General features: G+C 50.4%; 32 protein-coding genes. All 32 read left to right on the top strand.

Features of this window, described 5'->3' with window-relative positions:
• The first annotated feature begins 236 nt into the window (after positions 1 to 236).
• The 32 genes from BSEL_RS04050 (at position 237) to BSEL_RS04205 (ending at position 25,132) form a co-directional block, all read left to right on the top strand.
• On the top strand, positions 237 to 527 hold the full coding sequence (locus BSEL_RS04050; protein WP_013171732.1) for a VRR-NUC domain-containing protein: 291 nt from the start codon (positions 237 to 239) through the stop codon (positions 525 to 527).
• Positions 524 to 1,900, top strand: a complete 1,377-nt coding sequence (locus BSEL_RS04055; RefSeq protein WP_013171733.1) for an SNF2-related protein — start codon at positions 524 to 526, stop codon at positions 1,898 to 1,900. Before BSEL_RS04050 ends, BSEL_RS04055 begins: the two co-directional genes overlap by 4 nt.
• On the top strand, positions 1,887 to 2,318 hold the full coding sequence (locus BSEL_RS04060) for a DUF7768 domain-containing protein (RefSeq protein WP_013171734.1): 432 nt from the start codon (positions 1,887 to 1,889) through the stop codon (positions 2,316 to 2,318). Before BSEL_RS04055 ends, BSEL_RS04060 begins: the two co-directional genes overlap by 14 nt.
• A complete protein-coding gene (locus BSEL_RS04065; protein ID WP_013171735.1) occupies positions 2,311 to 2,550 on the top strand; it encodes a hypothetical protein in 240 nt (79 codons plus the stop codon). The genes BSEL_RS04060 and BSEL_RS04065 overlap by 8 nt, the downstream gene beginning before the upstream one ends.
• A gap of 12 nt (positions 2,551 to 2,562) precedes the next feature.
• The gene (locus BSEL_RS04070) at positions 2,563 to 2,988 is read left to right on the top strand and encodes a DUF1492 domain-containing protein (RefSeq protein WP_013171736.1); all 426 of its coding nucleotides are present in this window, start codon (positions 2,563 to 2,565) and stop codon (positions 2,986 to 2,988) included.
• 301 nt (positions 2,989 to 3,289) lie between these two features.
• Positions 3,290 to 3,634, top strand: a complete 345-nt coding sequence (locus tag BSEL_RS17435) for an HNH endonuclease (protein WP_041581726.1) — start codon at positions 3,290 to 3,292, stop codon at positions 3,632 to 3,634.
• A 361-nt stretch (positions 3,635 to 3,995) separates the two neighbouring features.
• Complete coding sequence (locus BSEL_RS04080; RefSeq protein WP_013171738.1) at positions 3,996 to 4,442, top strand: hypothetical protein; 447 nt, start codon at positions 3,996 to 3,998, stop codon at positions 4,440 to 4,442.
• On the top strand, positions 4,417 to 5,646 hold the full coding sequence (locus tag BSEL_RS04085) for a site-specific DNA-methyltransferase (protein WP_013171739.1): 1,230 nt from the start codon (positions 4,417 to 4,419) through the stop codon (positions 5,644 to 5,646). The genes BSEL_RS04080 and BSEL_RS04085 overlap by 26 nt, the downstream gene beginning before the upstream one ends.
• A 135-nt stretch (positions 5,647 to 5,781) precedes the next feature.
• Positions 5,782 to 6,591, top strand: a complete 810-nt coding sequence (locus tag BSEL_RS04090) for a hypothetical protein (protein ID WP_013171740.1) — start codon at positions 5,782 to 5,784, stop codon at positions 6,589 to 6,591.
• A complete protein-coding gene (locus BSEL_RS04095) occupies positions 6,591 to 7,046 on the top strand; it encodes a Panacea domain-containing protein (protein ID WP_013171741.1) in 456 nt (151 codons plus the stop codon). The genes BSEL_RS04090 and BSEL_RS04095 overlap by 1 nt, the downstream gene beginning before the upstream one ends.
• Before the next feature lie 147 nt (positions 7,047 to 7,193).
• On the top strand, positions 7,194 to 7,514 hold the full coding sequence (locus tag BSEL_RS04100; protein ID WP_013171742.1) for a hypothetical protein: 321 nt from the start codon (positions 7,194 to 7,196) through the stop codon (positions 7,512 to 7,514).
• Between the two features lie 106 nt (positions 7,515 to 7,620).
• Positions 7,621 to 8,358 (top strand): hypothetical protein, encoded by a 738-nt coding sequence (locus BSEL_RS04105; RefSeq protein WP_013171743.1) that lies wholly within the window; start codon positions 7,621 to 7,623, stop codon positions 8,356 to 8,358.
• Between the two features lies 1 nt (position 8,359).
• On the top strand, positions 8,360 to 8,581 hold the full coding sequence (locus BSEL_RS04110; protein WP_013171744.1) for a hypothetical protein: 222 nt from the start codon (positions 8,360 to 8,362) through the stop codon (positions 8,579 to 8,581).
• 59 nt (positions 8,582 to 8,640) lie between these two features.
• Positions 8,641 to 9,123, top strand: coding sequence for a phage terminase small subunit P27 family (locus BSEL_RS04115; protein WP_013171745.1), 483 nt, complete (start codon positions 8,641 to 8,643; stop codon positions 9,121 to 9,123).
• Positions 9,116 to 11,656, top strand: coding sequence for a terminase TerL endonuclease subunit (locus tag BSEL_RS04120; protein WP_013171746.1), 2,541 nt, complete (start codon positions 9,116 to 9,118; stop codon positions 11,654 to 11,656). Before BSEL_RS04115 ends, BSEL_RS04120 begins: the two co-directional genes overlap by 8 nt.
• 376 nt (positions 11,657 to 12,032) lie before the next feature.
• Positions 12,033 to 13,280, top strand: a complete 1,248-nt coding sequence (locus BSEL_RS04130; RefSeq protein WP_013171748.1) for a phage portal protein — start codon at positions 12,033 to 12,035, stop codon at positions 13,278 to 13,280.
• Positions 13,277 to 13,957 carry a head maturation protease, ClpP-related gene (locus BSEL_RS04135; protein ID WP_013171749.1) on the top strand — a complete coding sequence of 227 codons (681 nt, stop codon included), beginning with the start codon at positions 13,277 to 13,279 and terminating at the stop codon, positions 13,955 to 13,957. Before BSEL_RS04130 ends, BSEL_RS04135 begins: the two co-directional genes overlap by 4 nt.
• A 23-nt stretch (positions 13,958 to 13,980) precedes the next feature.
• Positions 13,981 to 15,174, top strand: a complete 1,194-nt coding sequence (locus BSEL_RS04140) for a phage major capsid protein (RefSeq protein WP_013171750.1) — start codon at positions 13,981 to 13,983, stop codon at positions 15,172 to 15,174.
• Between the two features lie 10 nt (positions 15,175 to 15,184).
• Complete coding sequence (locus BSEL_RS04145) at positions 15,185 to 15,406, top strand: hypothetical protein (RefSeq protein WP_013171751.1); 222 nt, start codon at positions 15,185 to 15,187, stop codon at positions 15,404 to 15,406.
• Positions 15,407 to 15,417: 11 nt separating this feature from the next.
• A complete protein-coding gene (locus BSEL_RS04150) occupies positions 15,418 to 15,720 on the top strand; it encodes a head-tail connector protein (protein ID WP_013171752.1) in 303 nt (100 codons plus the stop codon).
• A 2-nt stretch (positions 15,721 to 15,722) separates the two neighbouring features.
• On the top strand, positions 15,723 to 16,070 hold the full coding sequence (locus tag BSEL_RS04155; RefSeq protein WP_013171753.1) for a phage head closure protein: 348 nt from the start codon (positions 15,723 to 15,725) through the stop codon (positions 16,068 to 16,070).
• Positions 16,042 to 16,410, top strand: a complete 369-nt coding sequence (locus BSEL_RS04160) for an HK97-gp10 family putative phage morphogenesis protein (protein ID WP_013171754.1) — start codon at positions 16,042 to 16,044, stop codon at positions 16,408 to 16,410. The genes BSEL_RS04155 and BSEL_RS04160 overlap by 29 nt, the downstream gene beginning before the upstream one ends.
• Entirely contained in the window at positions 16,407 to 16,751 is a 345-nt protein-coding gene (locus BSEL_RS04165; protein WP_013171755.1) for a hypothetical protein, read from the top strand. The genes BSEL_RS04160 and BSEL_RS04165 overlap by 4 nt, the downstream gene beginning before the upstream one ends.
• Complete coding sequence (locus BSEL_RS04170; RefSeq protein ID WP_013171756.1) at positions 16,739 to 17,311, top strand: major tail protein; 573 nt, start codon at positions 16,739 to 16,741, stop codon at positions 17,309 to 17,311. Before BSEL_RS04165 ends, BSEL_RS04170 begins: the two co-directional genes overlap by 13 nt.
• An 18-nt stretch (positions 17,312 to 17,329) precedes the next feature.
• Positions 17,330 to 17,629 carry a phage tail assembly chaperone G gene (gpG, locus tag BSEL_RS04175; protein WP_013171757.1) on the top strand — a complete coding sequence of 100 codons (300 nt, stop codon included), beginning with the start codon at positions 17,330 to 17,332 and terminating at the stop codon, positions 17,627 to 17,629.
• A gap of 11 nt (positions 17,630 to 17,640) precedes the next feature.
• Positions 17,641 to 17,796 (top strand): hypothetical protein, encoded by a 156-nt coding sequence (locus BSEL_RS17845; RefSeq protein WP_013171758.1) that lies wholly within the window; start codon positions 17,641 to 17,643, stop codon positions 17,794 to 17,796.
• Between the two features lie 45 nt (positions 17,797 to 17,841).
• A complete protein-coding gene (locus tag BSEL_RS17440; protein ID WP_013171759.1) occupies positions 17,842 to 20,547 on the top strand; it encodes a phage tail tape measure protein in 2,706 nt (901 codons plus the stop codon).
• On the top strand, positions 20,544 to 21,257 hold the full coding sequence (locus BSEL_RS04185) for a distal tail protein Dit (RefSeq protein ID WP_013171760.1): 714 nt from the start codon (positions 20,544 to 20,546) through the stop codon (positions 21,255 to 21,257). Before BSEL_RS17440 ends, BSEL_RS04185 begins: the two co-directional genes overlap by 4 nt.
• Complete coding sequence (locus BSEL_RS04190; RefSeq protein WP_013171761.1) at positions 21,257 to 22,654, top strand: phage tail spike protein; 1,398 nt, start codon at positions 21,257 to 21,259, stop codon at positions 22,652 to 22,654. The genes BSEL_RS04185 and BSEL_RS04190 overlap by 1 nt, the downstream gene beginning before the upstream one ends.
• Positions 22,651 to 23,706: a hypothetical protein gene (locus BSEL_RS04195; RefSeq protein ID WP_013171762.1), complete on the top strand. Its 1,056-nt coding sequence runs from the start codon at positions 22,651 to 22,653 to the stop codon at positions 23,704 to 23,706. Before BSEL_RS04190 ends, BSEL_RS04195 begins: the two co-directional genes overlap by 4 nt.
• Positions 23,707 to 23,721: 15 nt before the next feature.
• Positions 23,722 to 24,165 carry a phage holin family protein gene (locus BSEL_RS04200; RefSeq protein ID WP_013171763.1) on the top strand — a complete coding sequence of 148 codons (444 nt, stop codon included), beginning with the start codon at positions 23,722 to 23,724 and terminating at the stop codon, positions 24,163 to 24,165.
• Positions 24,131 to 25,132 carry an N-acetylmuramoyl-L-alanine amidase gene (locus BSEL_RS04205; RefSeq protein WP_041581731.1) on the top strand — a complete coding sequence of 334 codons (1,002 nt, stop codon included), beginning with the start codon at positions 24,131 to 24,133 and terminating at the stop codon, positions 25,130 to 25,132. The genes BSEL_RS04200 and BSEL_RS04205 overlap by 35 nt, the downstream gene beginning before the upstream one ends.
• Positions 25,133 to 25,155 lie beyond the last annotated feature (23 nt).

Genomic DNA, 25,155 nt, shown 5'->3' on the forward strand with positions numbered 1-25,155 from the left:
CACCCAGAAGGTAAAAAAAAGACAGGTGAGGAGTGTTGGATGGTTTTTCTTACCATGTCTATCATCACCTGAAATCACGAGGTGTTCACAAGAATGCGACACAACACAAGAATTTCCCTTATATTCAAAATGGATTTTGATAAAAAGAGAGAGATGAACCTGAGCGTGCACGCGCGTAAGTAATTATAGGGAATTCTTGTGATCTTGTGTATCTTGTGTCACTCAGGAGGTAGAAAATGACTGAAAAGGATATTGAGAAACAGTTGGTTGTTTCCACTCGAACAGCGGGTGGCATGGCACCGAAGTTGGTCAGTCCCGGTTTCGATGGGATCCCTGATCGGTTGATCTTGATGCCAGGTGGTCGCATCGGCTTCGTTGAAGTGAAAGCGCCTGGTAAGCGTTTGCGACCCTTACAGGAAAAGCGAAAACGACAGTTAGAGGCGCTCGGGTTTTCGGCGTTCGTTTTAGACGGCGTTGAACAGATCCCTGAGATCCTGACTGCGATTCAAGGAGGTGGCGAGAGATGAAATTCACCGCACATGATTACCAGCAGTACGCCATTGATTTTATCTGCCAGCAGCGAATTGCAAGCCTCATCTTAGATATGGGGCTTGGGAAGACCGTCATTACGCTCACTGCATTGTTTGATTTGTTGCTTGATTCGTTTCACGTTCGAAAAGTACTGGTCGTCGCTCCGCTGCGGGTGGGGCGAGATGTCTGGCCGGAAGAGCTGGATAAGTGGGATCACCTTGAGCCATTACGGTATGAAGTAGCGATTGGGAATCCAGAGGAGCGGCTCGCGGCATTGCATCGTTCCGCTCCGATTACAATCATCAACCGGGAGAATATCACGTGGCTGATTGAAAAAAGCGGGTATCCGTTTGACTTTGATATGGTCGTGATCGATGAGTTATCCTCCTTTAAGTCTCATCAATCAAAACGATTTAAAAGCATGATGAAGGTCCGCTCAAAAGTAACGAGAATCGTTGGGCTCACGGGAACGCCTTCATCGAACGGCTTGATGGACCTTTGGGCGGAGTATCGTCTGTTGGATAAAGGAGAGCGGCTTGGACGTTTCATCAGCCATTACCGTGATGCCTTCTTTGAACCCGATAAACGGAATCAACAAGTGATTTTCACCTACAAGCTGAAACCAGGCGCTGAAGAGCAGATTTATGAACGGATACAGGACATTACCATTAGCATGAAAGGCAGTGATCACTTGTCGCTTCCACCTTTGATTGTCAATGAACGTCACGTGCAGCTCTCGGAGAAAGAGATGGCAAGGATCGAAGCGATCAAACGTGACCTCATTATCACCGTTGAGGGGGAAGACATTACCGCCTCGAACGCAGCGGCACTGTCGGGTAAACTTCTACAGATGGCGAACGGAGCCGTCTATGACGACCAGGGGCAACCCATTGCCATTCATGAACGAAAACTGGATGCCTTAGAGGATATGGTCGAAGCGGCGAATGGCAAACCAGTCCTTATCGCGTATTGGTTTAAACACGACTTAGATCGGATTCAAGCCTGGATTGAAGCCACGGTGTTGTCCAACGCAGCCTCAATCCAACAGTGGAATGAAGGGCGAATCCAGGTTGGACTCATTCATCCCGCTTCCGCAGGACATGGTTTGAATCTTCAATTTGGCGGATCAACACTCATCTGGTTCGGACTTACCTGGAGTTTAGAACTTTACCAACAAACGAACGCACGCTTATACCGTCAAGGTCAAACGGAGTCGGTTGCGATTCATCATCTCATTGGTAAAGGAACCCTTGATGAACGGGTGATGAAAGCCCTCAAGAAAAAAGATGTCAGTCAGACGGCGTTCATTGATGCCGTGAAAGCCGAACTACAATTATACGAGGAGGAGAAAACCCATGAAAATCAATAAATTCAATCAGAGCGGGTGTTATGATCCAACACCATACGAGGCCTTTCAAAACATCGACAAAGAGCCGGCGCCTTTGAAAGGACAGGTCTATATCATCTGTCAGGACGTGACCGAGCAGGAGATCTACGACATCCGAGCGGAGCGGTTCATCCGCTTTGCACTCGAGAAGAATAAGCTGCCGCTTCTGCCAAGGCTCAACTTTCGATCGTTTTCAGAATCCTTGGATGATCAAGATGAGCTGATGTTGAAGCGGATCCGCCGTTCGTTCATGGCCCAGGCCGATGAAGTGTGGGTGTTCGGGAAGTCGATCTCAGAGGAGATGATGCAGGACATTCGCATGGCCAGATCAAAAGGGAAACCGATCTATCACCTGACCACCACGTGTGAGTGGTTGAAAGGTGGTGTGAGCCATGGATGAACGAGCGAAGACGTGCTTTGCGTATAAGAGCGGCAAGTGTCGGATCCTAGACATCAACCGCTGCGAAGGTTCGGGTTGTGGCTTTTGCAAAACGGAAGAACAGGTGATGCAGGAGCGGGCGGAGAGCCTGGCGATCATTGAAGCGATGGAACCTATGCACCGCGATGCCATCGACGAGAAGTACTTCAAAGGGCAGATTGCGGCAGGCTTTTACAAGAAGGGGACGGCGTAGAGGAGGGACGAGATGGACACGAAAACCTTTTTATCACAGGCGATCTGGTTGGACCGGTTGATTCAGTCCAAGGTTGAACAGCAAGGACGGTTGAAAGAGCTGGCGCTCAAGGTGACGACCACCTACCAGGACAACCCGGTTCAGGGCGGCCTTCGAGAGAACAGCCGGATGGAAGCCTCCCTCGTTGATCTGATGGCACTGGGAGAAGAGATCAATGCCGACATCGACCGGTTGATTGAAGTGAAGCAGGAGATACGCCGGGCCGTGAAGACGGTAGACAACCTGAGCTATCAGCCGGTCCTGGAGATGCGTTACTTGGACGGGCGTAGTTGGGATGATGTGGCGGAGATCATGAGCTATGATAAGCGCACGGTCCATCGGATCCATGGCCGGGCTATCCGTGAGCTGGAAAATAAAGGTGTCACTAAATGTCATTGAATGTCACACTCGATCTAGGATATGATGTAGATGTGGAAGTATGGACGGTGTCTGTGCTTCCTTTTTCTATGTCCCGGATTGGAAAAATAAGGTGTCACTAAATGTCATTGAATGTCACACCCCATCTACGATATGATGTAGGTGTTGAGGTATGGAAAAGTCGAGAACACCATATGTTGTAGAATGAGCCGGTGTTAGATCGTTTCGATTCTCCGGCCACGCACCATTCTTGATGCAGGTCCTTCGCCAATTGGCTGAGGGCCTTTTTCTATGCCCAACGCCAATGAGAGGTGAGAAGCGAATGCCGAAGCGACCGAAGAGCCCTTGCAAGCATCCGAACTGTCCGAACGTCTCCGACGGTGCCTACTGCGAGACGCATGCGAAGGCGAACCCCGAGCGACCGAGCGCTGCGAGCCGTGGTTACGACAGCCGGTGGCGCAAGGCACGGAAGCATTACCTGAACCGCCACCCGCTCTGTGTCCGGTGTGAACAGGCTGGTCGGGTGGTGCCGGGGACCGTCGTTGACCACAAAATACCCCACCGGGGGCAAAGGTCCCTGTTCTGGGACGAGGACAACTGGCAGACCCTCTGTAAACCTTGTCACGACAGGAAAACACGGTTGGAGGATCAACGTCCGGTCTACTAGGTCAAAAGGCAGGGGGGTCAGGCGGGGTAGGGGGGTGTGAATCGCAAACCCTTGCGCCCCAAGGGACCGCCGGCCCCCTTCGCTCAAATTTTCGCGTAATTCGTTGGAGGGGGTTGAGTCAAAGTGCGTCATTTCAGCCCTGAGCCCTTGAGCCATCTTTGGTTCAGGGGTTTTCATTTTGCGAAAAGGTGCAAAGTTGCGGAAGAGAAAGTGGCCAGATCCTTGAAGCATAGAGGGATGACAAACAGGATAAGAAAACAAAGGGGCCATGAAACCCTTGATATAGAGGCATATTAGCCATGGAAATACTGTGAACGATCAATCTTGCGAGATACGTGTCCGCAGAAAGGAGTGAAGGCCAGTGACCGAGCAGGAAGAGCAGTTGATTTTTGAGATGCGGCAGAAAGGAACAGGCTATAAAGCGATTGCGACGGTGCTGGGAAAGTCCCGTGATGCCGTTCGGATGTATTGTCGAAGGAACGGTCTGACGGGAAATGCCGAAGTCGTCGCATTGAACATCGAAGAACAGAAGAAGCGTCATCTGCGCTGCCAGAACTGCAGCAAAAAGATTGAACAGAAAGAAAAAGGGCGCATGCGGAAGTTCTGTTCACATGCCTGCCGCCATGCCTGGTGGGACAAGCACCCGGAGGAAAGAGCCCGAAAAGCCACTTACACATTTACTTGCCCCAATTGTCAGACGGCCTTCACGACGTACGGCAATGCGAAGCGGAAGTACTGTTCACATGAATGTTATATCGAATCACGATTTGGAGGGAATACAGATGGACTTTCAAAAACTAGCGATTGAAGAACTGATCCCAGCAGGCTATAACCCGCGGAAACAACTGAAGCCTGGGGATCCGGAGTTTGAAAAAATTAAAACGAGCATTGAGACGTTTGGCTATGTGGATCCGGTGATTGTGAACGCGGACCATACCGTGATTGGCGGGCACCAGCGACTGACGGTGTTGAAAACCCTCGGCTATGACGAGATTGACTGTGTCGTCATCGACATTGATAAAACGAAAGAGAAAGCCCTGAACATTGCCCTGAATAAGATCAGTGGTGAATGGAATAAGGATCTCTTGGTTGAACTGATTGAGGATTTACAGTCGACGGACATTGATATTGGCATCACCGGTTTTGATCCGCCGGAGATCGATCAGCTCTTTAACGAAGTTCATGATAAAGACATCGATGAAGATGACTTTGATGTGGATGCGGCGTTGCAGGAAGAGACGATCACCCAGCCCGGTGACGTGTGGCAGCTTGGCAGGCATAAACTGATCTGCGGAGATAGCACGGAAGCAGGGACTTATGAAACGTTAATGGCTGGGGAGAAGGCGAACTTGATCGTCACGGACTTACCTTACAACGTGGACTACGAAGGTTCCGCGGGAAAAATCCAAAATGACAACATGGGCGATCAAGAATTTTACACGTTCCTGTTGAAAGCATATCAGAACATGTTTGGGCACTTGGAAGACGGCGCGGGTATCTATGTGTTCCACGCCGATCGCGAGACCGTGAACTTTAGAACAGCGATGAAAGATGCCGGATTTTTTATTCATCAGACGTGTATTTGGGTGAAGAACGCACCGGTCCTGAACCGCTGCGACTATTTATATACCCATGAACCGATTCTCTATGGTTGGAAGCCAACAGCCGGTCACAAGTTTTATGGAGATCGAAAACAACGAACCGTGTGGAATTTCGACAGGCCAACGAAAAGTGACCTGCATCCAACGATGAAGCCGGTAGCGTTATGCGCCTATCCGATCCAAAACAGCAGCCTTTCAAACTGCATTGTTTTGGATCCCTTCGGTGGAAGTGGCTCCACGATGATGGCCTGTGAACAAACGAATAGGATCGCGAGATTGATTGAGTTGGATCCGAAGTATGCGGATGTAATTGTGAAGCGATATATCGACTTCAAAGAAATAACAGATGATGTCACATTGATTCGGGGTGGGAAGGCTTATACGTATGAAGATCTTATTTTGGTAGATTAGATTTATAACGAACGCAATTTTGAAATTATCAAAAATAAGTTATGAAAAAAAAGGAATAATAGGGTTATTCATAGAATGTTTACATATGAACCAATATAAAATTGGTTTGTAATAACTTTGGAAGTGAGTGACTCTATGAAAGACTGGGCGAAAAAAACAATTAACAGTATATCAATCGTATTTAAAAAATGGAAAACAAACTGGGGTAATTTTATAGTAATTTTGATTCCACTATTTTTAGCTTTGTTAGATTTCTATGATATTGATTTGGGTTTATTTTGGTTAATTATTGTAGGGCTAATATTTATAATAGGTTGGTTTCAAAATATTAATAAAGTTCAAGATATTGAAGAATATGAGAAGATAATCAAAGATTATGGTGAACAAAAAGAAAGGTTAGAGTTTCAATTGGAGCATTTGAATAGTTCTATTGAATCTTATCCTGAGAGAATAATTAAATTTATTGCTAAAGAACTCAATCATGATTTTAGTGATAGACTTACCATTTATAGATTTGATAAAAAAACTGAGGAGTTTATACCCTTAGGTAGATATTCAAAAAATAATGAGATAAAAAAAATCGGAAGATCTAAGTATCCAAAAAATAAAGGCTATATCCATAAGGCTTGGACACAAGGAGAATTTTTCATTGAAAGTTTACCAGATTTCGAAACGGATCCTAAAGCATATGTAGATTTTATGCATAGGGACTCCAATCTTGAGAAAAAAGTAATAAGAGAATTAACGATGAAAAGTCGAAGCTATTATTTTAAAACGTTAAGCAATAAAGATGATGAATCAATAGCAATTATTGTATTTGAATCGTTAGATGCCGGTTTTAAATGTAGCAAAAATGATATGGAAAATCTAATATATGCTAGTTTAGGAGAATTACTAGTAGAAAGTATTGATAGAAATTTAATTAAAGAAAGGAGAGGGGCTTGATGTATAACACAATAAGTGATGTATTATTGTATTTTATTAATAAGTATCCCTATCCTGATGAGCTTTCTAAAACAAGAATCACTAAAATGGTTTATTTAGCGGATTTATACAAAACACAGGTAATAGGAGAACAATTAACTGAAATTAAATGGTATTTTGATCATTACGGCCCTTATGTAAGTGATGTTTATGATGCAGCAAAAAAAGATAATAGAATTTCTTTTGAGAACACTTTCTCTGCTTTCGGGCATCCTAAAACAGTAATTAGAAAAAATAATACTCAAGAAGATCTCGAATATTTATATTTAGAGGAAGAAGATAAAAAAATCCTTGACCAAGTTATAGAAGAAACCAAATATTTAAATTGGACTGACTTTATTGATTTTGTATATAATACAAAACCCATTATTACCAATGATAAATACAATTATTTAGATTTGAAAAGTGAAAACTAAAGACACTATAAAAATGATTTTGAACATGAAAATTTTCACCATGTGAATTATTGCTTTACTCAGTTGCTATCCATCGAGGTGTATGGCACGATACGTCATACCTTGAGAAGCACGTTTCAAGGAATACCGGTAAATGAGGGATGCAGGATGGATGCATGGTTTGGACGGAAAGTGCTGGATAAACAGGAACTGTTGGAACTGACGGAAGAGGCGAGGCGAACCAACTACCCGACGCAATCCTATGTTGTTGAAAGGGAAGAGGAACTGGACGAGGCAGCCTTCGCCGCTTTCGAAGGGGACTTCTTGGCTGACCAGTCCTGGGTGTCACCGTACGATGGTGGCGAGGATCAACATGGACGGATCCGCTGCATGCGCGTAAGCTGCAAGACAAGACCCGAGCGGTACTTGGTGAACAGTGAAGGTTATGATTATCCCCGTTATATTGCCATTGAGATTGATACAGAGTGAGCCCATTCTCGGCTTGCTCTTTTTTCGTTCTGTGCCGAGAAATGTGTTGCTATTACCTGTCTTCTGAGTGATAGATAGACTACCAAAAGCACAGGAGGCGATTGAAATGGAACGAAAAGCCATGGTTAAGAAGCTGGGAGACACTTTGGGAATCAAGCCGCGCTACTTAAACGTCCCGACATTTGCTTACGAGATTGAGACAACGAAAGACACGTACACCATTGACCGGCAAGGGATCATCACGAACCAGGAAGGGGAGACGCTCACAATGGATGAGGTAATAGCGGCAGAACAGGAAGCACCGGCGGTTGAGTTGGAGGCGAATGGCGAACTGAACTACATTGAAGTGACCTTCCCTTTGGATGCCCATACTCCGCAAACCTTGAAAAACTGGATTGCGACGATTGCCAGTAAAGGCCACCTGATTGCCATGGCCTTCAAGCATGAAGCGGTGCCCCTGAACGAGGGAGCACTGGACGCATTTCAACAGGAAGATCTTGAGAGCATCCCGCAACTTACCGAGTGGACCCGAGCCTTTGGCGAAGAAATGTACCCGAGGATCGCCATTGACCAAGACAAGGACACCCTCACCGTTCGGGTGGACACGCCGATCGAGGATCCGGCCTACGCGAATGCCTGGGTTCACCTAGCTGACGTCATTAACCGGACGGTCCTTGCCCAAAAGCGTGTGCGGGTGAAGCGGGCGCAAGAAGATAACCCGAAATACAGCCTGCGCACCTGGCTCATTCGTATGGGCATGAACGGACCTGATTACAAGGATGTACGAAAGGCACTCCTTGCCAACGTTGAAGGGAATGCAGCTTTCCGAAAGGGCGGTGAGTGAGATGGAACGAGAAACCTTTGAACAGATGCTTTACGGCCTATACGTAACGCTGCTTGAGAAAGAAGGGGTCTTCGGGGAACCGGAAGCGAAGCCTTTCATTGTATCGCTCCTTGATACTATTGATGAGCTCGATGAATTTTGGAACGGGCACGGCGACCTGCTTGCACGGGACGATGAACTGTATGACTGGATTGAAGAGATGCGAGAGAAATACGAGGGGTAGAATTGCTAACGAGTCTGTCCAAAAGGGCAGGCTCTTTTTGATGAAGGGAGGTGGACCCGATGACGCAACGTGGACGAAAACCAAAGCCAACGGCATTAAAAGCACTGGAAGGGAATCCGGGGAAGCGGGACCTAAACCCGCATGAACCGAAGCCGGAGAAGAAGGCGCCCCGCTGCCCGTCATGGTTAGAACCTGAGGCGAAGAAGGAATGGCGCCGGATGGTGAAGCAGCTCGAACAGCTGGGGATTCTAACGGAAGTGGATATGGCAGCCTTTGCCGGCTACTGCCAAGCGTATGCCCGTTGGAAGGAAGCAGAGGAATTCATCACGAAGCACGGGACGATCGTCAAGACGCCATCGGGTTACTGGCAACAGGTCCCTCAGGTGTCCATCGCCCAAAGTTATTTAAAAATCATGAACCGCTTCTGTGAACAGTTTGGACTCACGCCATCTTCAAGAAGCCGGATCACCGCGGATAAGCCAATGGAATCCAGTGACCCGATGGAACTGATGCTGTTTAAAGGAGGCGGAAAAGATGTATGACAAGGCGAAAGCAGATCACGCCGTAAACTTTATTAACTGCTTAAAGCATACGAAAGGCCAGTGGCGTGGCGTTCCCTTTGACCTCCTTCCGTGGCAGGATCAGATCATTCGGGACGTGTTTGGGACGGTGAAGGAGAATGGGTATCGCCAATATAATACCGCCTATGTGGAAATCCCAAAAAAGAATGGCAAGCAGCTGGCATTGGACACCCCGATTCCAACGCCGGACGGGTGGTCAACCATGGTCGAGTTGCAGGTTGGGGATCAGGTCATCGATGAGAAAGGCAACCCTTGTAACGTGGTAGCAAGGAGTGAGATCGATGACACGGAACAGGCGTATCGCATCACGTTTCGAGATGGGCAGTCTATCGTTGCTGGTGAGCGGCATCTTTGGCAAGTCCAGGTGATGAACAACGGACAACGGGAGAAGCTTCTGACAACCGGAGAACTGTACAAGAAGCAACAAAAGGTCAAAACTAAAAATCGAGCCATCTTTCGCATCCCAGTTGTGGATGCTTTTTCTTTGCCTGAAAGATCGTTGCCGGTGGATCCGTACCTGTTCGGTTATTGGATCGGAAACGGTTGCGCCACGAAACCAGAGATTACCGTACGTCGGGATGATGTCGAAGCGGTTCAACGTGAAGTACCGTATCCGCTCCATAACCATTATCCGCAAGAAGGCAATAGTGACATCCTGGTGTACCATGCGTTAAAGCCGGTGCTCGTTTCGCATTTTAAAGACAAGCGCATCCCAGCTGCCTTCACGCGAGCATCCAAAGCACAGCGTTTACGGCTCCTTCAAGGATTGATGGATTCGGATGGTTGTGTGAGTACGGAGAAAGGGCAATCGATTTATGTGACGATTCTGCCAGAGCTGGCGAAGGACGTGCAAGATGTTTTAGGGTCACTAGGGATCAAGAATACCCTGGGTGAGACGCCTTCAACGAGGAACGGGGTACCGACAGGAGAAACGTGTTATTTGGTCCGTTTCACGGCCTTTCAAGATCTAAATGTGTCGGCGTTAGATCGGAAACTGAACCGTTCTCGTGAAAGGAATCCAACGACGCGATCGCACTTTCATTATATCGCAGCGATTGAAAAAGCAGAGCCAACACCGATGCGCTGTATTCAAGTGGACAGCCCTTCAAGGCTCTATCTAGCAGGACGATCCATGGTCCCGACCCATAACAGTGAACTGGCTGCGGCTATCGCACTGCTCATGACGTGTGGCGATGCCGAATGGGGTGCGGAAGTCTATGGCTGTGCCTCTGACCGCCAACAGGCCTCCATTGTCTTTGATGTCGCCGTGGAGATGGTAGAACAATCCCCTGCTTTACGGAAACACATCAAACCGGTGATGTCGATGAAGCGCCTCGTCTATAAGCCGACGAACAGTTTCTATCAAGTGCTCTCTGCAGAAGCGTTCACGAAGCATGGTCTGAACGTCCATGCCGTGGTGTTTGATGAACTGCATGCCCAGCCGAACCGGGATTTGTATGACGTTATGACGAAGGGGTCCGGGGATGCCCGTAACCAGCCGCTGTTCTTTTTGATTACGACGGCAGGTAATGACCGGAACTCCATCTGTTATGAAGTGCACCAGAAAGCGATTGATTTAGAAGCAGGGAGGAAAGTAGATCCGAGTTTTTATTCCGCTATTTATGGCGTCGCCGATGACGATGATTGGGCGGATGAAGCCAACTGGTATAAAGCCAACCCGTCACTCGGGCACACCATCGATATTGAAAAGGTGCGGATCGCCTTTCAAAGTGCCCGTGAGAACCCGGCGGAGGAGAACCTCTTCCGACAACTGCGGTTGAATCAATGGGTGAAACAATCTACTCGTTGGATGCCAATGGAGAAGTGGGATGCGTGTGGCACCGACGTGGATCCGGAAAGCCTGAAGGGACGGGTCTGTTATGGCGGGTTGGACTTATCGAGTACGACCGACGTGACAGCCTTTGTGTTACTGTTCCCGCCGCGAACAGAGGATGAGAATTACATTGTCCTTCCGTACTTTTGGGTGCCGGATGAGAACTTGAAGCAGCGCGTCCGGCGTGATCATGTGCCGTATGACATTTGGGAACAACAAGGGCATCTCCAAACAACTGAAGGGAATGTCGTGCATTACGGCTTTATTGAAACGTTCATAGAAGAACTGGGCACCAAGTACAACATTAAAGAAATTGCTTTTGACCGCTGGGGTGCCGTGCAGATGGTCCAGAACTTAGAAAGGATGGGCTTCAACGTCATCCCGTTCGGTCAGGGCTATAAGGATATGAGTCCACCGTCGAAAGAGTTGATGAAACTGACCCTTGAAGAGAAGATCCAGCATGGGAACCATCCGGTGTTGCGCTGGATGATGGACAACATCTTTGTGAAGACGGATCCGGCCGGTAACATCAAACCGGATAAGGAAAAGAGTACCGAGCGGATTGATGGTGCAGTCGCACTCATCATGGCCTTGGACCGTGCGATTCGGAACGAAGACAAGGCAAGCGTGTACGAGGATCGCGGGATTCTTTTTTTATAAATCGGAATAGACGCAAACTGCGTCTTTATTGAACACGTCAACCGCCGTTGACACATGTGATATTCGAACTGCCAATGACCTCATTCAATTCCGAGATTAGTTGAGCCAAATCTTCCCCGGAGGTGTGTTCCTGCAAAGCTTTATTTGATTCGTGAGGGATTCCAAAATGAAGGATGACGGGTTTCGTTTCCGGCCAACTGGCTACAATTCCGGATACAGGCATAAGTGCTGTAATGACCATGTTATCCACGACCTTTCTTTTAATGAGATGATTTCAGTGTAAGAGATAGAGATAGAAGGGTCAATTGTGAACTGCTTAATCCAGCATCTCCCCAAACGGAGGTGCTTTTTTTATGCCGAAAATCAGGAGGTTGCTATGAATATTCCGTTCTTAAACAAGTTGTTTCCGTCAAGAGCGAGCCCGAAGAACAGCTTGTTTGGCAGTACGTACAGCTTCTTCTTTGGCGGGAGCTCCAGTGGCAAGAGTGTCAATGAAACAACGGCGATGCAGACGACCGCCGTGTATGCCTGCGTGCGGGTCCTGGCAGAAACCATCGCCAGCCTGCCGCTGCATGTGTATACGCACACCGACAACGGCAAAGACAAAGCCTTCGATCATCCGCTGTATTTTATGCTGCACGATGAACCGAACCCGGAGATGACCTCGTTCGTGTTCCGAGAAACAATGGTCAGTCACCTGCTTTTGTGGGGAAACGCCTACGCACAAGTCATCCGGGATGGCCGTGGGCAGGTATTGGCGTTGTATCCCCTTTTACCGGATCGGATGACCGTAGACCGGAACGCGAAAGGCCAGCTCTTTTATGAGTACCGAAAAGACACCGGTTCCGTATTGCTGAAACCGGAAGAGGTGCTTCACATACCGGGGCTCGGCTTTGATGGCCTTGTCGGGTACTCGCCGGTGGCCATGGCGAAGAATGCGATCGGGATGGCGATTGCCACTGAGGAATACGGGGCGAAGTTCTTCTCCAATGGGGCGAACCCAGGTGGCGTCTTGCAACATCCGGGCGTGGTGAAAGATCCACGCAAGATTCGCGAGAGTTGGAACAGCGTCTACCAAGGATCCAGTAATGCGCATCGGGTGGCGGTATTGGAGGAAGGCATGACCTTTCAAAGCATCGGAATCCCGCCGGATCAGGCGCAGTTCCTTGAAACAAGGAAGTACCAAACCGAAGAGATCTGTCGGATCTTCCGAGTCCCGCCGCACCTCGTCGGGAATCTCGATCGGGCGACGTTCAGTAACATTGAGCACCAGTCGATCAGCTTCATTGACAACACGATCATGCCGTGGGTGTCGCGGCTCGAACAGGCGATGAAGCGGGCCCTCTTGTCCCCGGACGAGAAGAAACAGTACCTGATCAAGTTCAATTTGAATGGTCGTCTTCGTGGGGACGCTGGATCCCGCGCACAGTTCTATCAGATCATGCGTCAAAACGGGGTGATGTCCGCCAACGATATCCGGGAGCTCGAAGAGATGAACCGCATTCCGGATGATGAGGGTGGATCCAAGTACCTCGTGAACGGCAACTTTGTCGACATGGCGAAGGCTGGTGCGTGGACAGGTCAGTACGAGGACAAACAAGAACGAGAGGAGGAAAACACGTGAGAACCTTTTGGAATTGGGAAAACCGTGAAGACGGGCGTACCTTGCACTTAGACGGGGTGATTGCCGAAGAAACGTGGTTTGGGGATGAAGTGACACCCGCTGCGTTTAAGGAAGATTTGATGGCAGACAAAGGCGACATTACCGTGTGGATCAATTCACCGGGTGGTGATGTCTTCGCTGCGAGCCAGATTTACAACATGCTGATGGAATACCCAGGCCAGGTGACGGTGAAGATTGACGGCGTTGCGGCGAGTGCCGCTTCGGTCATTGCCATGGCGGGCACGAAGGTGTTGATGTCACCGGTGAGTATGATGATGATCCATAACCCGATGACAATGGCGATTGGGGATTCTTCGGAGATGAAGCGGGCGATGGAGATGCTTCGGGAAGTGAAAGAGAGCATCATGAACGCGTATGAGCTGCGGACGGAACTGCCTCGTACCCGGCTTGCGAAACTGATGGATGACGAGAGCTGGTTCAATGCGAAAAAGGCCGTGGAGCTAGGATTCGCCGATGAGGTCTTATTCACCGGTGAAGAGAGCCCGGAGCCTGCGGTGTCCATGCTCTATAACCAAAGTGCGGTGGTCAATACATTCTTGAAGCAGTTTCCGAGTGCACCACCTGATAACGATACTGATGTGCAAGCATTGTATGACCGATTAAGACTATTGCAATAAACCAAAAAGATGGAGGGATTCACATGAATCAAGCAATGGCATTACGAGAAGAACGAGCGAAGACGTGGGAGAAGGCAAAGGCGTATCTCGATGAAAACAAGACGAAGGAAGGTCGGTTGTCCGCCGAACATAAAGAGGTGTACGAGCGGATGGAACAGGAGATCACCGACCTAGGAAAAGATATCGAGCGGATAGAGCGGTATGAGGCCATGGAGCGGGAGTTGTCCAAGCCGATCAATGAACCGATGACGACGAAACCGCAAGGGGCTGATCGGGACAAGACGGGTCGGGCAAGTGATGAGTACCGTCAGTCCTTTTGGCGAGCGATGCGAAAGCAGGGCGGCTACGAGGTGCAAAACGCCCTCAAGATTGGCACGGACTCCGAAGGTGGCTACTTGGCGCCGGATGAGTTTGAACGGACGTTAATCGAAGCCCTCGAAGAAGAGAACATTTTCCGGTCCATGGCGAAGGTGATCACCACATCCTCAGGTGATCGGAAAATTCCAGTCGTCGCATCCAAAGGCACAGCGTCATGGGTGGATGAAGAAGGCGCGATTCCGGAGTCCGATGATGCGTTCGGTCAGGTGTCGATCGGGGCGTATAAAGTGGCGACGATGATCAAGGTCTCCGAAGAGCTCCTGCATGACAACGTGTTTAATCTGGAATCGTATATTGCGAAAGAGTTCGCCCGTCGGATTGGGGCCAAGGAAGAAGAAGCGTTCTTCACAGGAGATGGCACTGGCAAACCGACGGGCATTTTCAATGAGACTGGTGGTGGACAAGTGGGTGTGACCGCAGCTTCGGCCACAGCAATTACCGTCGATGAGATCATGGATCTGTTTTATTCCCTTCGTTCGCCGTACCGTAAAAAGGCGGCGTTTGTGACGAACGACTCCACCGTGAAGTTGATCCGCAAGTTGAAGGACGGGAATGGGCAGTATCTCTGGCAACCGTCGATTCAGGCCGGACAGCCGGACACGATCTTGAACCGTCCGGTGAAAACGTCCGCGTATGTGCCGATCGCTGAGAGCGGGGCTAAGTCGATGGCCTTTGGCGACTTTGGGTACTACTGGGTCGCCGACCGTCAAGGCCGTTCCTTTCAACGGTTGAACGAGCTGTATGCGGTGACGGGCCAAGTCGGTTTCCGTGCCACGCAGCGGGTCGACGGCAAGCTCATTCTCCCGGAAGCAATTAAACTCTTAAAGCAGAAAGGCTAGGTGAAGACAGATGGCGAACGTGAAGAACTATCAGGTCCAGGGCGGTGAGCGCCTGATCATTGGCGGCACGATCGAAGTGGAAGGTGAGGGAAGCATCCTCGTCGATGACGTGCCCTTTGGTCCTGCCGCTCATCAGGAAGCGAGTACGGCTGAGACCGTGGAAGGCTTACGGGATGACCTGAATTTATTAATTACCCAATTAACTGCGGCTGGACTGATCAAGACTGACTAGGAGGTGAGGGCATGGTTCTCTCATTGGAAGACGTGAAGACCTATTTACGCGTGGACGGTGATGAGGAAGATGCCCTCATCACATTTTTGATTCAGGCCGCGACAGAGCTATGCGAAGAGATTCTCCGCTATGAAATCGAGGACATCGCGCAAGAACCGGCGATGGTCAAACAGGCCATTTTGTATGGGATTGCCAACATGTATGAAAAACGCGAGGGGACGTATTACTACCTCCGTGATGAAGGTGGGGGCATTGAAGATACAATGCGGATGATGCGGATCTTCTTAAGCGGCCACCGGAAGGCGGGGTGGTGAGGATGGATATTGGCGATCTAAGGCATCGCATCACCCTAATGTCGAAAAATGTCGAAACGAACGAGAACGGCTTTGAGGTCGTTACGTGGCAAGAGGTCGATGAGGTGTGGGCACATGTGGCGAACTTAACGGCACGGGATTTCTTTTCCGCTTCCCGTGTACAGATGCAGCACACCGTCCTGTTTACGATCCGTTATCATCCGGATGTGGATGAATCACTTAGGATCCGTTTCCTGGAGAAGGTGTATCGCCTTACGGGGATCGATCAGAAACAGTACAAAAACCGGTTCATGGAATTGAAGGCATTGGAGGTGGACGCCGATGAAAGTGGAAATGACGGGCATGGATGAGGTGCTTCGGAACCTGGATGCGATGGGCCAAAAAGGTCGTCGCATTGAGAACAAGGCGCTGCTTGAAGCCGGCAAGATGGTCCAGGAAGCGATTCAAAAGGAGACACCCGAAGATAGTGGAACCTTGAAACGGAGTATCCAAGTCTCAAATGTGAAAACGAAAGACGGGATGAAACATGTCCTCGTCGGTCCGGATAAGACCGGCTGGTACGGCTCCTTTGTCGAGTTCGGGACCGTGAAGATGCGTCCAACACCCTTTATGAGCCGGGGCTATGAACAGGTGAAAGGCAACGTCATCACCACCATCCTACTTGAGATGCGAAAGGGGATGCGACTATGAGGATTCATGAACGGGTGAAAACAGCCCTTCAAGATATAGGCGTACCTGTATCTTTTCAAACCTATCAGGGAAACGCGAAGACGTATGTAACATTCTTTCAATACATGGAACAGCCCAGCCTGCACCAGGATGATGCGATTGGGTTGTCCGTTCATTATATACAGGTGGATTTGTGGTCCAACGGTGACTACCTGGACTTGGACGCGTTGATTCAAACGAAGATGGAAGCGGCCGGATTTCGCTTTTTAACCGGCTATGATCAGTACGAACAAGACGTGAAGATGTACCACAAAAGTTTACGATACGCATTTGAAGAGGAGGGAGCTTCATGGCACAAGTAGGATTAAAGGATTTACATGTGGCGATTTTAGTGGAGGACACGAAAGATGCCCTGGAGTATGAACTGCCGGAGAAGATGATCGGCGGAATTAACGCGACCATCAACCCGACGGTGAATACACAGGAGCTCTATGCCGATGATCAGCTTTGGGAATCGGTGTCGGCACTCGGAAAGATCGACGTAGAGATTGAAACAGCGGAATTGGCGTTAAGTACCCGCGCGAAAATTGGCGGGCATACGATTAAAGACGGGGTATTGATTGAAAAGGCCACGGACATCGCCCCGCACGTGGCACTTGGATTTAAGAGTATTAAGTCCAACGGCAAATACCGCTACGTCTGGCTGTTAAAAGGTGTCGCGGAACCGATGGCGGAAGACTATGCCACCAAATCCGACAGCATCGAGCATAAGACGCCAAAGCTCAAGTTCACGTTCATGCCACGGGCGAAGGATAGCCAGTGGAAACAAACGGCGGATGAAGACGGGGACGGCTTTTCTGGGGAAGAAACGTGGTTTGAACACGTACCAGGCGACACAACGATTGAAGATACGGGTGTATAAAAAGGAGGAGCATAAGACATGCATGTAACATTAACGATCAATCAGGCACCGCGCACGTTTCAAAACGGGATGGTGAGTGCGCGGATGCTCAGGCGTACGATTGAGATCACGCAGACGATGGACTTCGACAACATGAGCGTGGACGACTTGGATACGATGGTCGGCTACTTGGTCGAGCTCTTTCATCATCAGTTCACGATCGATGACGTCTATGACGGACTGGCGTCGAAGGACCTGATCCCCACGCTCATCGCCTGCATCAATGAAGTGGTAGGGGATATGAGTGACGCGACGACAGGTGATGAAAAAAACGCATAGCGGGGGCGCCGATGACCCCGAGGCAATTCATCGATCAGCTCTACTTGTCCTTGCTCGAACAAGGGTGGAAGCTTTCAGACATTGATGAAATGGACGTATTCTACTATCTCCATTTACTCAAGGTCAAAGCAAAGACCCAACAAACGTATATCGACGATGTGCTGTAACACCTGACACGGGTGTTTTTATTTTGGTTTCAGGGAGGTGAGCGGATGGCAGACGTTGGCCAGTTACATGTGAAAGTGGGGCTCGATAGCACCGGCTTCCAAAACGGGATCGGGAAGTTGAACCAGGAAATGCGCAAGGTCCAGTCGGAGTTTAAGTTCGCCTCCTCCCAGATGGGCAAGCACGGATCCGGGCTGGATCAGTTGAAAGTGAAGTCGGACTCGTTAACGAAGCAAAAAGAGCTCCAGCGCCAAAAAGTCGAAGCCTTGAAAGCCGCTCACGAACGCTCCGTGGAAACCAAAGGGGCCGATGCCAAGGCCACAGGAGACTTAGAGATCAAGCTGAACAATGCCCAAGCCGCATTAGAGGGCATGGACCAAGAGCTTGCGAACATCAACCGGGAGATCGAGATCCAATCGTCGAGCTGGTATGAACTCGGTCAGACGCTCGAGCCAATCGGGCAAAAGATGCAAGACGTCGGGAAGCGGATGGAGACCATCGGACAGGACCTCACCAAAAAGGTCACATTGCCGATTGTCGGGATTGGGGCGGCGGCGGTGAAGATCGGCTCGGACTTTGAAGCGGGGATGAGTCAGGTGCAGGCGATTTCGGGAGCCTCCGGTGACGAACTGGACAAACTCGCAGATAAAGCGAAGGAGATGGGTTCCTCCACCAAGTTCAGTGCCACCGAATCGGCGGAAGCGATGAACTACATGGCGATGGCCGGTTGGGACACCTCGCAGATCATGGGTGGTTTGGACGGGGTGATGATGCTTGCCTCAGCCAGTGGTGAGAGCCTGGCCTCGGTTTCAGATATTGTGACGGATGCCCTCACCGCTTTTGGGATGGAAGCCAGTGAAGCAGTAGACTTTGCCGATCTCTTAGCCAGTGCGTCGAGTAATGCGAATACGAACGTCGGCATGCTCGGGGAGTCGTTCAAGTACGTAGCGCCGCTGTTTGGCTCGTTGGGCTATTCATCGGAGGATGCGGCTCTGGCCCTTGGGCTCATGGCAAATGCCGGGATTAAGGGTAGCCAGGCCGGTACGTCCCTTCGTGGCGCGATCACACGGCTCACGAATCCAACTGGAGATGCGGCCGCCCTGATTGAAGACCTCGGCATTCAGATGACGGACGCGCAGGGAAACATGTTGCCGTTTGATGAGGTCATTGGTCAGTTACGATCCTCGTTCGGTGGTCTGACGGAAGAACAACAGGCGCAATACGCATCGACGATCTTTGGCCGGGAAGCGATGAGTGGGATGCTCGCGATCATCAATGCCACCGAGGATGATTACCAGAGTCTTACCGATGCGACGCGGGACTATAACGGTGCCGCAGGTGAAATGGCCGAAGTGATGCAGGATAACTTGCAAGGGCAGCTCACCATTTTAAAGTCGCAGTTAGAAGGTGTGGCCATTGAGATCTTTGAGATTCTCGTCCCGCATTTGCGCACGATGGTGGACTACCTTCAGCGCGCTGTGGAGTGGTTTTCGAACCTGAATCCTGGCACGCAGGAAGCGATTGTGAAGGTGGCCGCATTGGCTGCGGCGTTAGGTCCGGTGTTACTGATCGGCGGCAAGATGGTTGGTACCGTCGGCACGCTCATTTCACTCTTTTCAAAGTTCTCCCTCGCTATGGCTGGGAAGACGGCGGCGGTTGGCGGGGCTGCCACAGCGACAGGTGGTCTAGTGGCGGTGAAAGGGATGCTCGCCGCGGCGTTTACGGCTTTGACGGGCCCGATTGGCATTGCCGTGGCCGCAATTGTCGGGATCACGGCCGTCGGTGTGGCGCTATGGCGGAACTGGGATACGGTCAAAGAGAAGGCGGGTGAACTCGGGCAAGCCGTCAGTGAACGCTGGTCGAATCTGCGTGAGCGAACAAGTGAAGCCTGGGGCAACATGACGGAGAACATCCGAGAGCGTTGGTCGGATATCGGGGAACGAACCTCGGAATCCCTCTCGAGTATGCAGGATCACATGAGCACGGGCTGGTCGAATTTGCAGGAAAACACCCGTGAACGCTGGGCCGGGATTCGTGAGAACCTATCCGAATCCTGGGGGTCCATGTGGTCGAATACGACAGAATCGCTCGCCAATATCAGGGAGCGGGTCGGTACCTCGTGGCAAAGTGTCCGGGATCGTACCTCTTCAACATGGGGTGAACTCCGTTCCAATACGTCATCTTCTTGGTCTGACATGCAAAGCAGTATTGATCGCCATGGTGGCGGGATTCGTGGCGTCATTGGCAGCTACACCGAACGCTACAAGTCCACGTGGCGGAATGCTTTAGGACAGATGGATACGATGACGGGAGGGAACTTCTCCAACATCCGTTCACATGTGTCGAATGCGTTCAATCGGATTAATGAATCGATCCGCGACGGGATCAACCGGGTTCGTGAATGGAACAATACCTCCGTGAAAGAAAAAGTGTTCAGTATTACCGAGCGGGTACGAAACATCTTCAGTAGTGGCGGTTCGGTGGCGAAGAACTTCAGTGGCACGAGCTTCTTCCCCGGCGGGATGACAATGGTCGGGGAACTGGGTCCGGAGCTGGTGGAGTTACCTAGAGGATCGCGGATCCATAACGATGTGGAAACGAGTCGCATGATGAACGGTGAAAGTCAGAGCAATCAAGGATTGTCCATTTCCATCGAGCAGTTCGTGAACAACTCGGATAAAGACATTGAACAGCTGGCATATGAACTCGAATTTTACCGGCAGCGCATGACACAAGGAAGGGGGCGGGGATGATGATGCAATTCACCTTTGATGGCAAGAAGAGCTTTGATGATTTCGGTGTGGTCGTGGCGAAGCGGCCAATGATCCCGTCCCCGAAGCGGCGGGTGACGTTCATGGATATTCCCGGTCGCCATTCAAGTGTCAGGCATGACGAAGAGACGTATGAGGACATCACGATTATGGTGGAGTGTAACCTTTCCAAGCGAACAGGCCCCTTATATGAGCAGGTCGATGCCATCAAAGCATGGCTCTTTGGAGCTGGTGAAGCGGATCTAGTGTTCAGCTATGAACCGGACAAGGCGTATCAGGCCCAGGTCGTGAACGCGATTGATTTTACGACGCACCTCCGGCAAGCCGGGACGTTTCCGGTCCTGTTTCACTGTCGGCCGTTTAAGGTGGAGACGGTTCCGAGCACCCTCATTTATACGTCCAGCGGTCAAACGATTCAAAACCCTGGAACGGTGGCAAGTGCCCCGATCATCACAATTGTTGGCGGTGGCTCGATTGATCTTACCGTCAATGGTCAAAGTACAACGCTTATCAATGTAGAGGACAAGATCATCTTGAACAGCGACCTGCAGGAGTGTTACAACGAGGCGATTCAAAATGAGAACGAGAAGATGACGGGACCGTTTCCGATCCTCATGCCAGGGGCGAATACCATCAGCTGGTCCGGCAGTGTATCACAGGTGGACATTGTGTCGAACTGGCGGTGGTTGTGATGATCATCCTCTATGGTAAGAAGGAGGCATCCTTTACGTCGAACGGCATCGCCGTCTTACATGAATGCCAGAGCTGCATCGTGGAAGAAAAGTTGAATGGATCCTATGAACTTTCATTGACCTATCCGTTATCGAAACGAAAGGCCAAGCTCATTGAACCGTTTCAGGTGATCAAAGCGGCAGGCCAGCTGTTTCGCATTTATCACGTCGAGAAAGACAGTCGCGGGCACCTGCTTCAAGTGAATGCCCGGCACATCTTTTATGATCTCAGTTACGCCTTCATTGAAGAGCTGGTGATGGAGGACGTGACGGGGCAAGGTGCTGTGAATGCGATCATGGCTGAATACGACGGACCTCAACCGTTCAGCGTGACGAGCACCATGACCGCTACACACAGCCAATACGTCCGAGAACGAAGTGTGGCCGATGCTTTATTTTTAGTGATCAACCGCTGGCGGGGAGAGTTGTATCGGGATAACTTCAACATCAGTTTAAAAGAAGCGGTCCCAAATGATCAGGGCGTGACGATCCGGTACGGCAAGAACATCGCCGGGATCAAAGAGCGGATCCAGACAGATAAGGTTTTGACGGCCATTTACCCTGTCGGTGCGAATCGCCTGACGCTGCCGGAGAAGGTCTTAACGAATGCGCAGTGGGACAGCGCCCAATATCCGGATTTCAAGATGGTGAAAAAGGTGAGCTTTCAGGAGGCAGAACATGAAACGACACTCCGCGATCAAGCCTATGCCTACCTGCAGGAGCATGCCTCTTTGGGTGTCCATTATGACGTGGACTTGGTTCAGTTGGATGAAGCCAAAGCATACCAAGGCTTCGGACAATTACTACAGGTGAACGTCGGGGATACGGTCACAGTGAGTCATGACCTGTTAGGTATTGATTTCAAGATCAAAGTCATCAAAGTGGCGCGTGATCTCCTCAAGGGCATCAACACGAAGGTGGAACTGGGCGAACCGCTTTATACATTGGATCGGTACATGGAGGAGTTCCGTTCGTCGGTGGATGAATCAATCGAGAAGGTGGATAGCTCCATCGGCGGGATCCAGCATCAACTGGATGACCTGCACATCTCCTACACCATCGTGAAGAACTTAACGGTCACGGCCGATCAAATCCAAGTCACCTATGAAGTGGAGAAAGGCAGTACGCACCAGTTCAGCGCGAACTATGATTACACGACAGACGGTTCCGGTAAGATCACAAGCATTCAACTGGATGAAGTGTTTTCTGAGTTGTTGTTAAAGGAAGTGTCTATTTTGGATGTTGGTTCCACGAGTTTTGATATCACTTACGTTGATGGCACAACTGCGGTTTACAATTACACGAGCGATGGCAGTGGCCGCATTTCAAGTATCGAGAGAGTGGAGGGAGGCGCATGACGTATCACGCTGGCTTTAACAACCCGTTAGCCATCTGGACGGCGTTTGGCGGCAAGGGTGAGATGGAGATGAGTATTCCGGTCCTCGGTTGGACAAAGCGGTACCGTAGTTACTTTGGCTACAGTAGCACCGGTGGCGAGACTCGCATCAGTGTCCATGACAATGGGAACGCTCAGATCGCGGTCTACTACGCGAAAAATCCAAACATGTCGTACTTCAATCACAGTACCGGTGAATGGACGTTATCGCCTGTCACGTGGTGGAATCACGGAGAACCGGAGATCCTGCATGCGGCGGATGGCGTGTTTCTAGCGAAGATCACCGGTTTTGGGAACATCATCGCTTCCTTTGACGGGATCACATGGCACAATGCCGGCTACTGTACCGATGCCAGTAATGCGATGGTCGGTGGGGCGTATGACGTGACGACGAATGCCGGGATCGTGACGTGGTGGAGTTCCGCCAAGCCGGTTTACCATACCAACGATGATCTGACGGAGAGGACCGAGTGGCCGCTTATCACATCAGCGCCTGTGTTGCGATATGTGACCCATCACAAGGGACGATACGTCGGTGTTGAGAGCGGGGATCGGGAGCTCTGGACGGCGATGACAAACACGCCGGGGTTTTGGGCAATCGGGATTTCAGAAGACAGCCACGACTCGCGGTATATGTTCATCACGTCTGTGCATAACCGGCTGTTTGTGATGCGGTGGCGTAGGCCGAACAATGATGACTACGTTGTGACCCTCTGCGTGGTGAGTGATAACGTGTCCCAGATTACGGAGACAAACCTCGAGCATATCGGGCCTCTTGCGGATAACCGCATCCCGAACCCGCAAAACATCTTGTGGATGGCGAGCTGGGGCAAATACGTCCTTTTCAATGAAGGAACGATGCATCTCTCGGATGATGGGTTGTACTGGGAAGCGGTGCCTCAGCCTGGTTTAACGACGCAACAATACGAAACGTTCGGCGGTGCAATCTATGTCCCAGGGCACGGCTTTTACATTAAAGGAAACGGCTATGTGTATCAGGCTTTACATGGCTAGAGAGGAGAATAAAACATGGCACGAGAATTATGGCATTTCGCACAGGTCGGTCTAATCGCTGTTGGCGGCTGGGTCGGTTGGTTGTTAGGTGGGGTAGACGGTTTTTTGTACGCCCTTTTAGTCTTTGTCATCATTGATTACTTGAGCGGGGTCATGGCGGCGATTGTTTACCGGAACCTCGCCAGTCAGGTCGGGTACAAAGGCATTTTTAAGAAAGTGATGATCTTCTTCATGGTGGGGATCGCGCACATGGTGGATAGTTTGGTGATCGGTGACGGCAGCGCAGTGCGCACAGCGGTCATCTTTTTTTATATCGCGAATGAGGGCATCTCGATCATTGAAAACGCGGGGCATATCGGCTTACCGGTCCCGGACAAGTTGAAGAAAGTCTTAGCACAACTAAACGGAAAGGGGACAGATGACAATGAAACTGAACACCAGATTCATGACACGAAATGATTGTTATCAGGCAGGACGAAAAATCACCCCGAAAGGCATCATGATTCACTCGACAGCGACACCGGGGGTGATGGCAGGGGATTGGTTTAACCGCTGGAACAAGTCCTTTCGAGCGGGAGAGATCGGCCGACAGGTCTGCGTGCATGCCTTCCTTGATGACACAGAAGTGTGGCAGTACCTGCCTTGGAATCATCGGGGTTGGCATGCAGGCGGGGATGCGAACAATACGCATATCGGGATTGAAATTTGTGAACCGGGTGGTTTCTCATACCGAAACGGCTTTCAGATGCAGGGCTATAACGTCTCCGCACAGGCCCCGTACTTTCGCAGGGCATGGCAAAACGCCGTGGATCTCTCGGTGATGCTTTGTAAGCAGTACGGATTAACAGAAAAGGACATCATCGATCACACGGAAGGTAACCGCCGAGGGATTGCCAGCAACCATGCGGACGTCGGCCACTGGTTCCCGAAACATGGCGAGTCGATTGCCAGCTTTCGCAGTGCAGTTGGTCGGGCGTTACGAGGAGGAGGGAGTACCGTGAATCGATCAACGTTTGAAGTGGGTGACGTGGTGGAGATCAAAGCCAGTGCGAGCCGTTATTATCCGGGAGGGCCAACCATCCCCGGTTGGGTGAAGACGGATTCGTATCATAAGATCACACAGGTCCAGTCGCAAGGACGACCGTATGTGAAAGGCGGCAAGACGTGTGTGTTGCTTGGCCGGAAGGTGGACAAGCGAAATGGTCGGGATACAACGGGGATCCTCACGTGGATTGACCGGGATCTGATCGAGCATGTGGATCCGGCCAAGCTTGGTGAACCGCCAGAACAAAAAGCACCAACACAGCCAACTACCGACAAGTTGTACCGCGTGCAGGTCGGCGCATTTTCAGAGAAACGAAATGCGGAAGCTTTTCTACGCAAGGTGAAGGAAGCAGGATTTGACGGGTTTATTCGGAAGGACTGAGGCAGTTAATGAGCACCTGAACG

This window comes from [Bacillus] selenitireducens MLS10 (genome assembly GCF_000093085.1).
In the GTDB taxonomy this organism is placed as follows: Bacteria; Bacillota; Bacilli; order Bacillales; family Salisediminibacteriaceae; genus Salisediminibacterium; species Salisediminibacterium selenitireducens.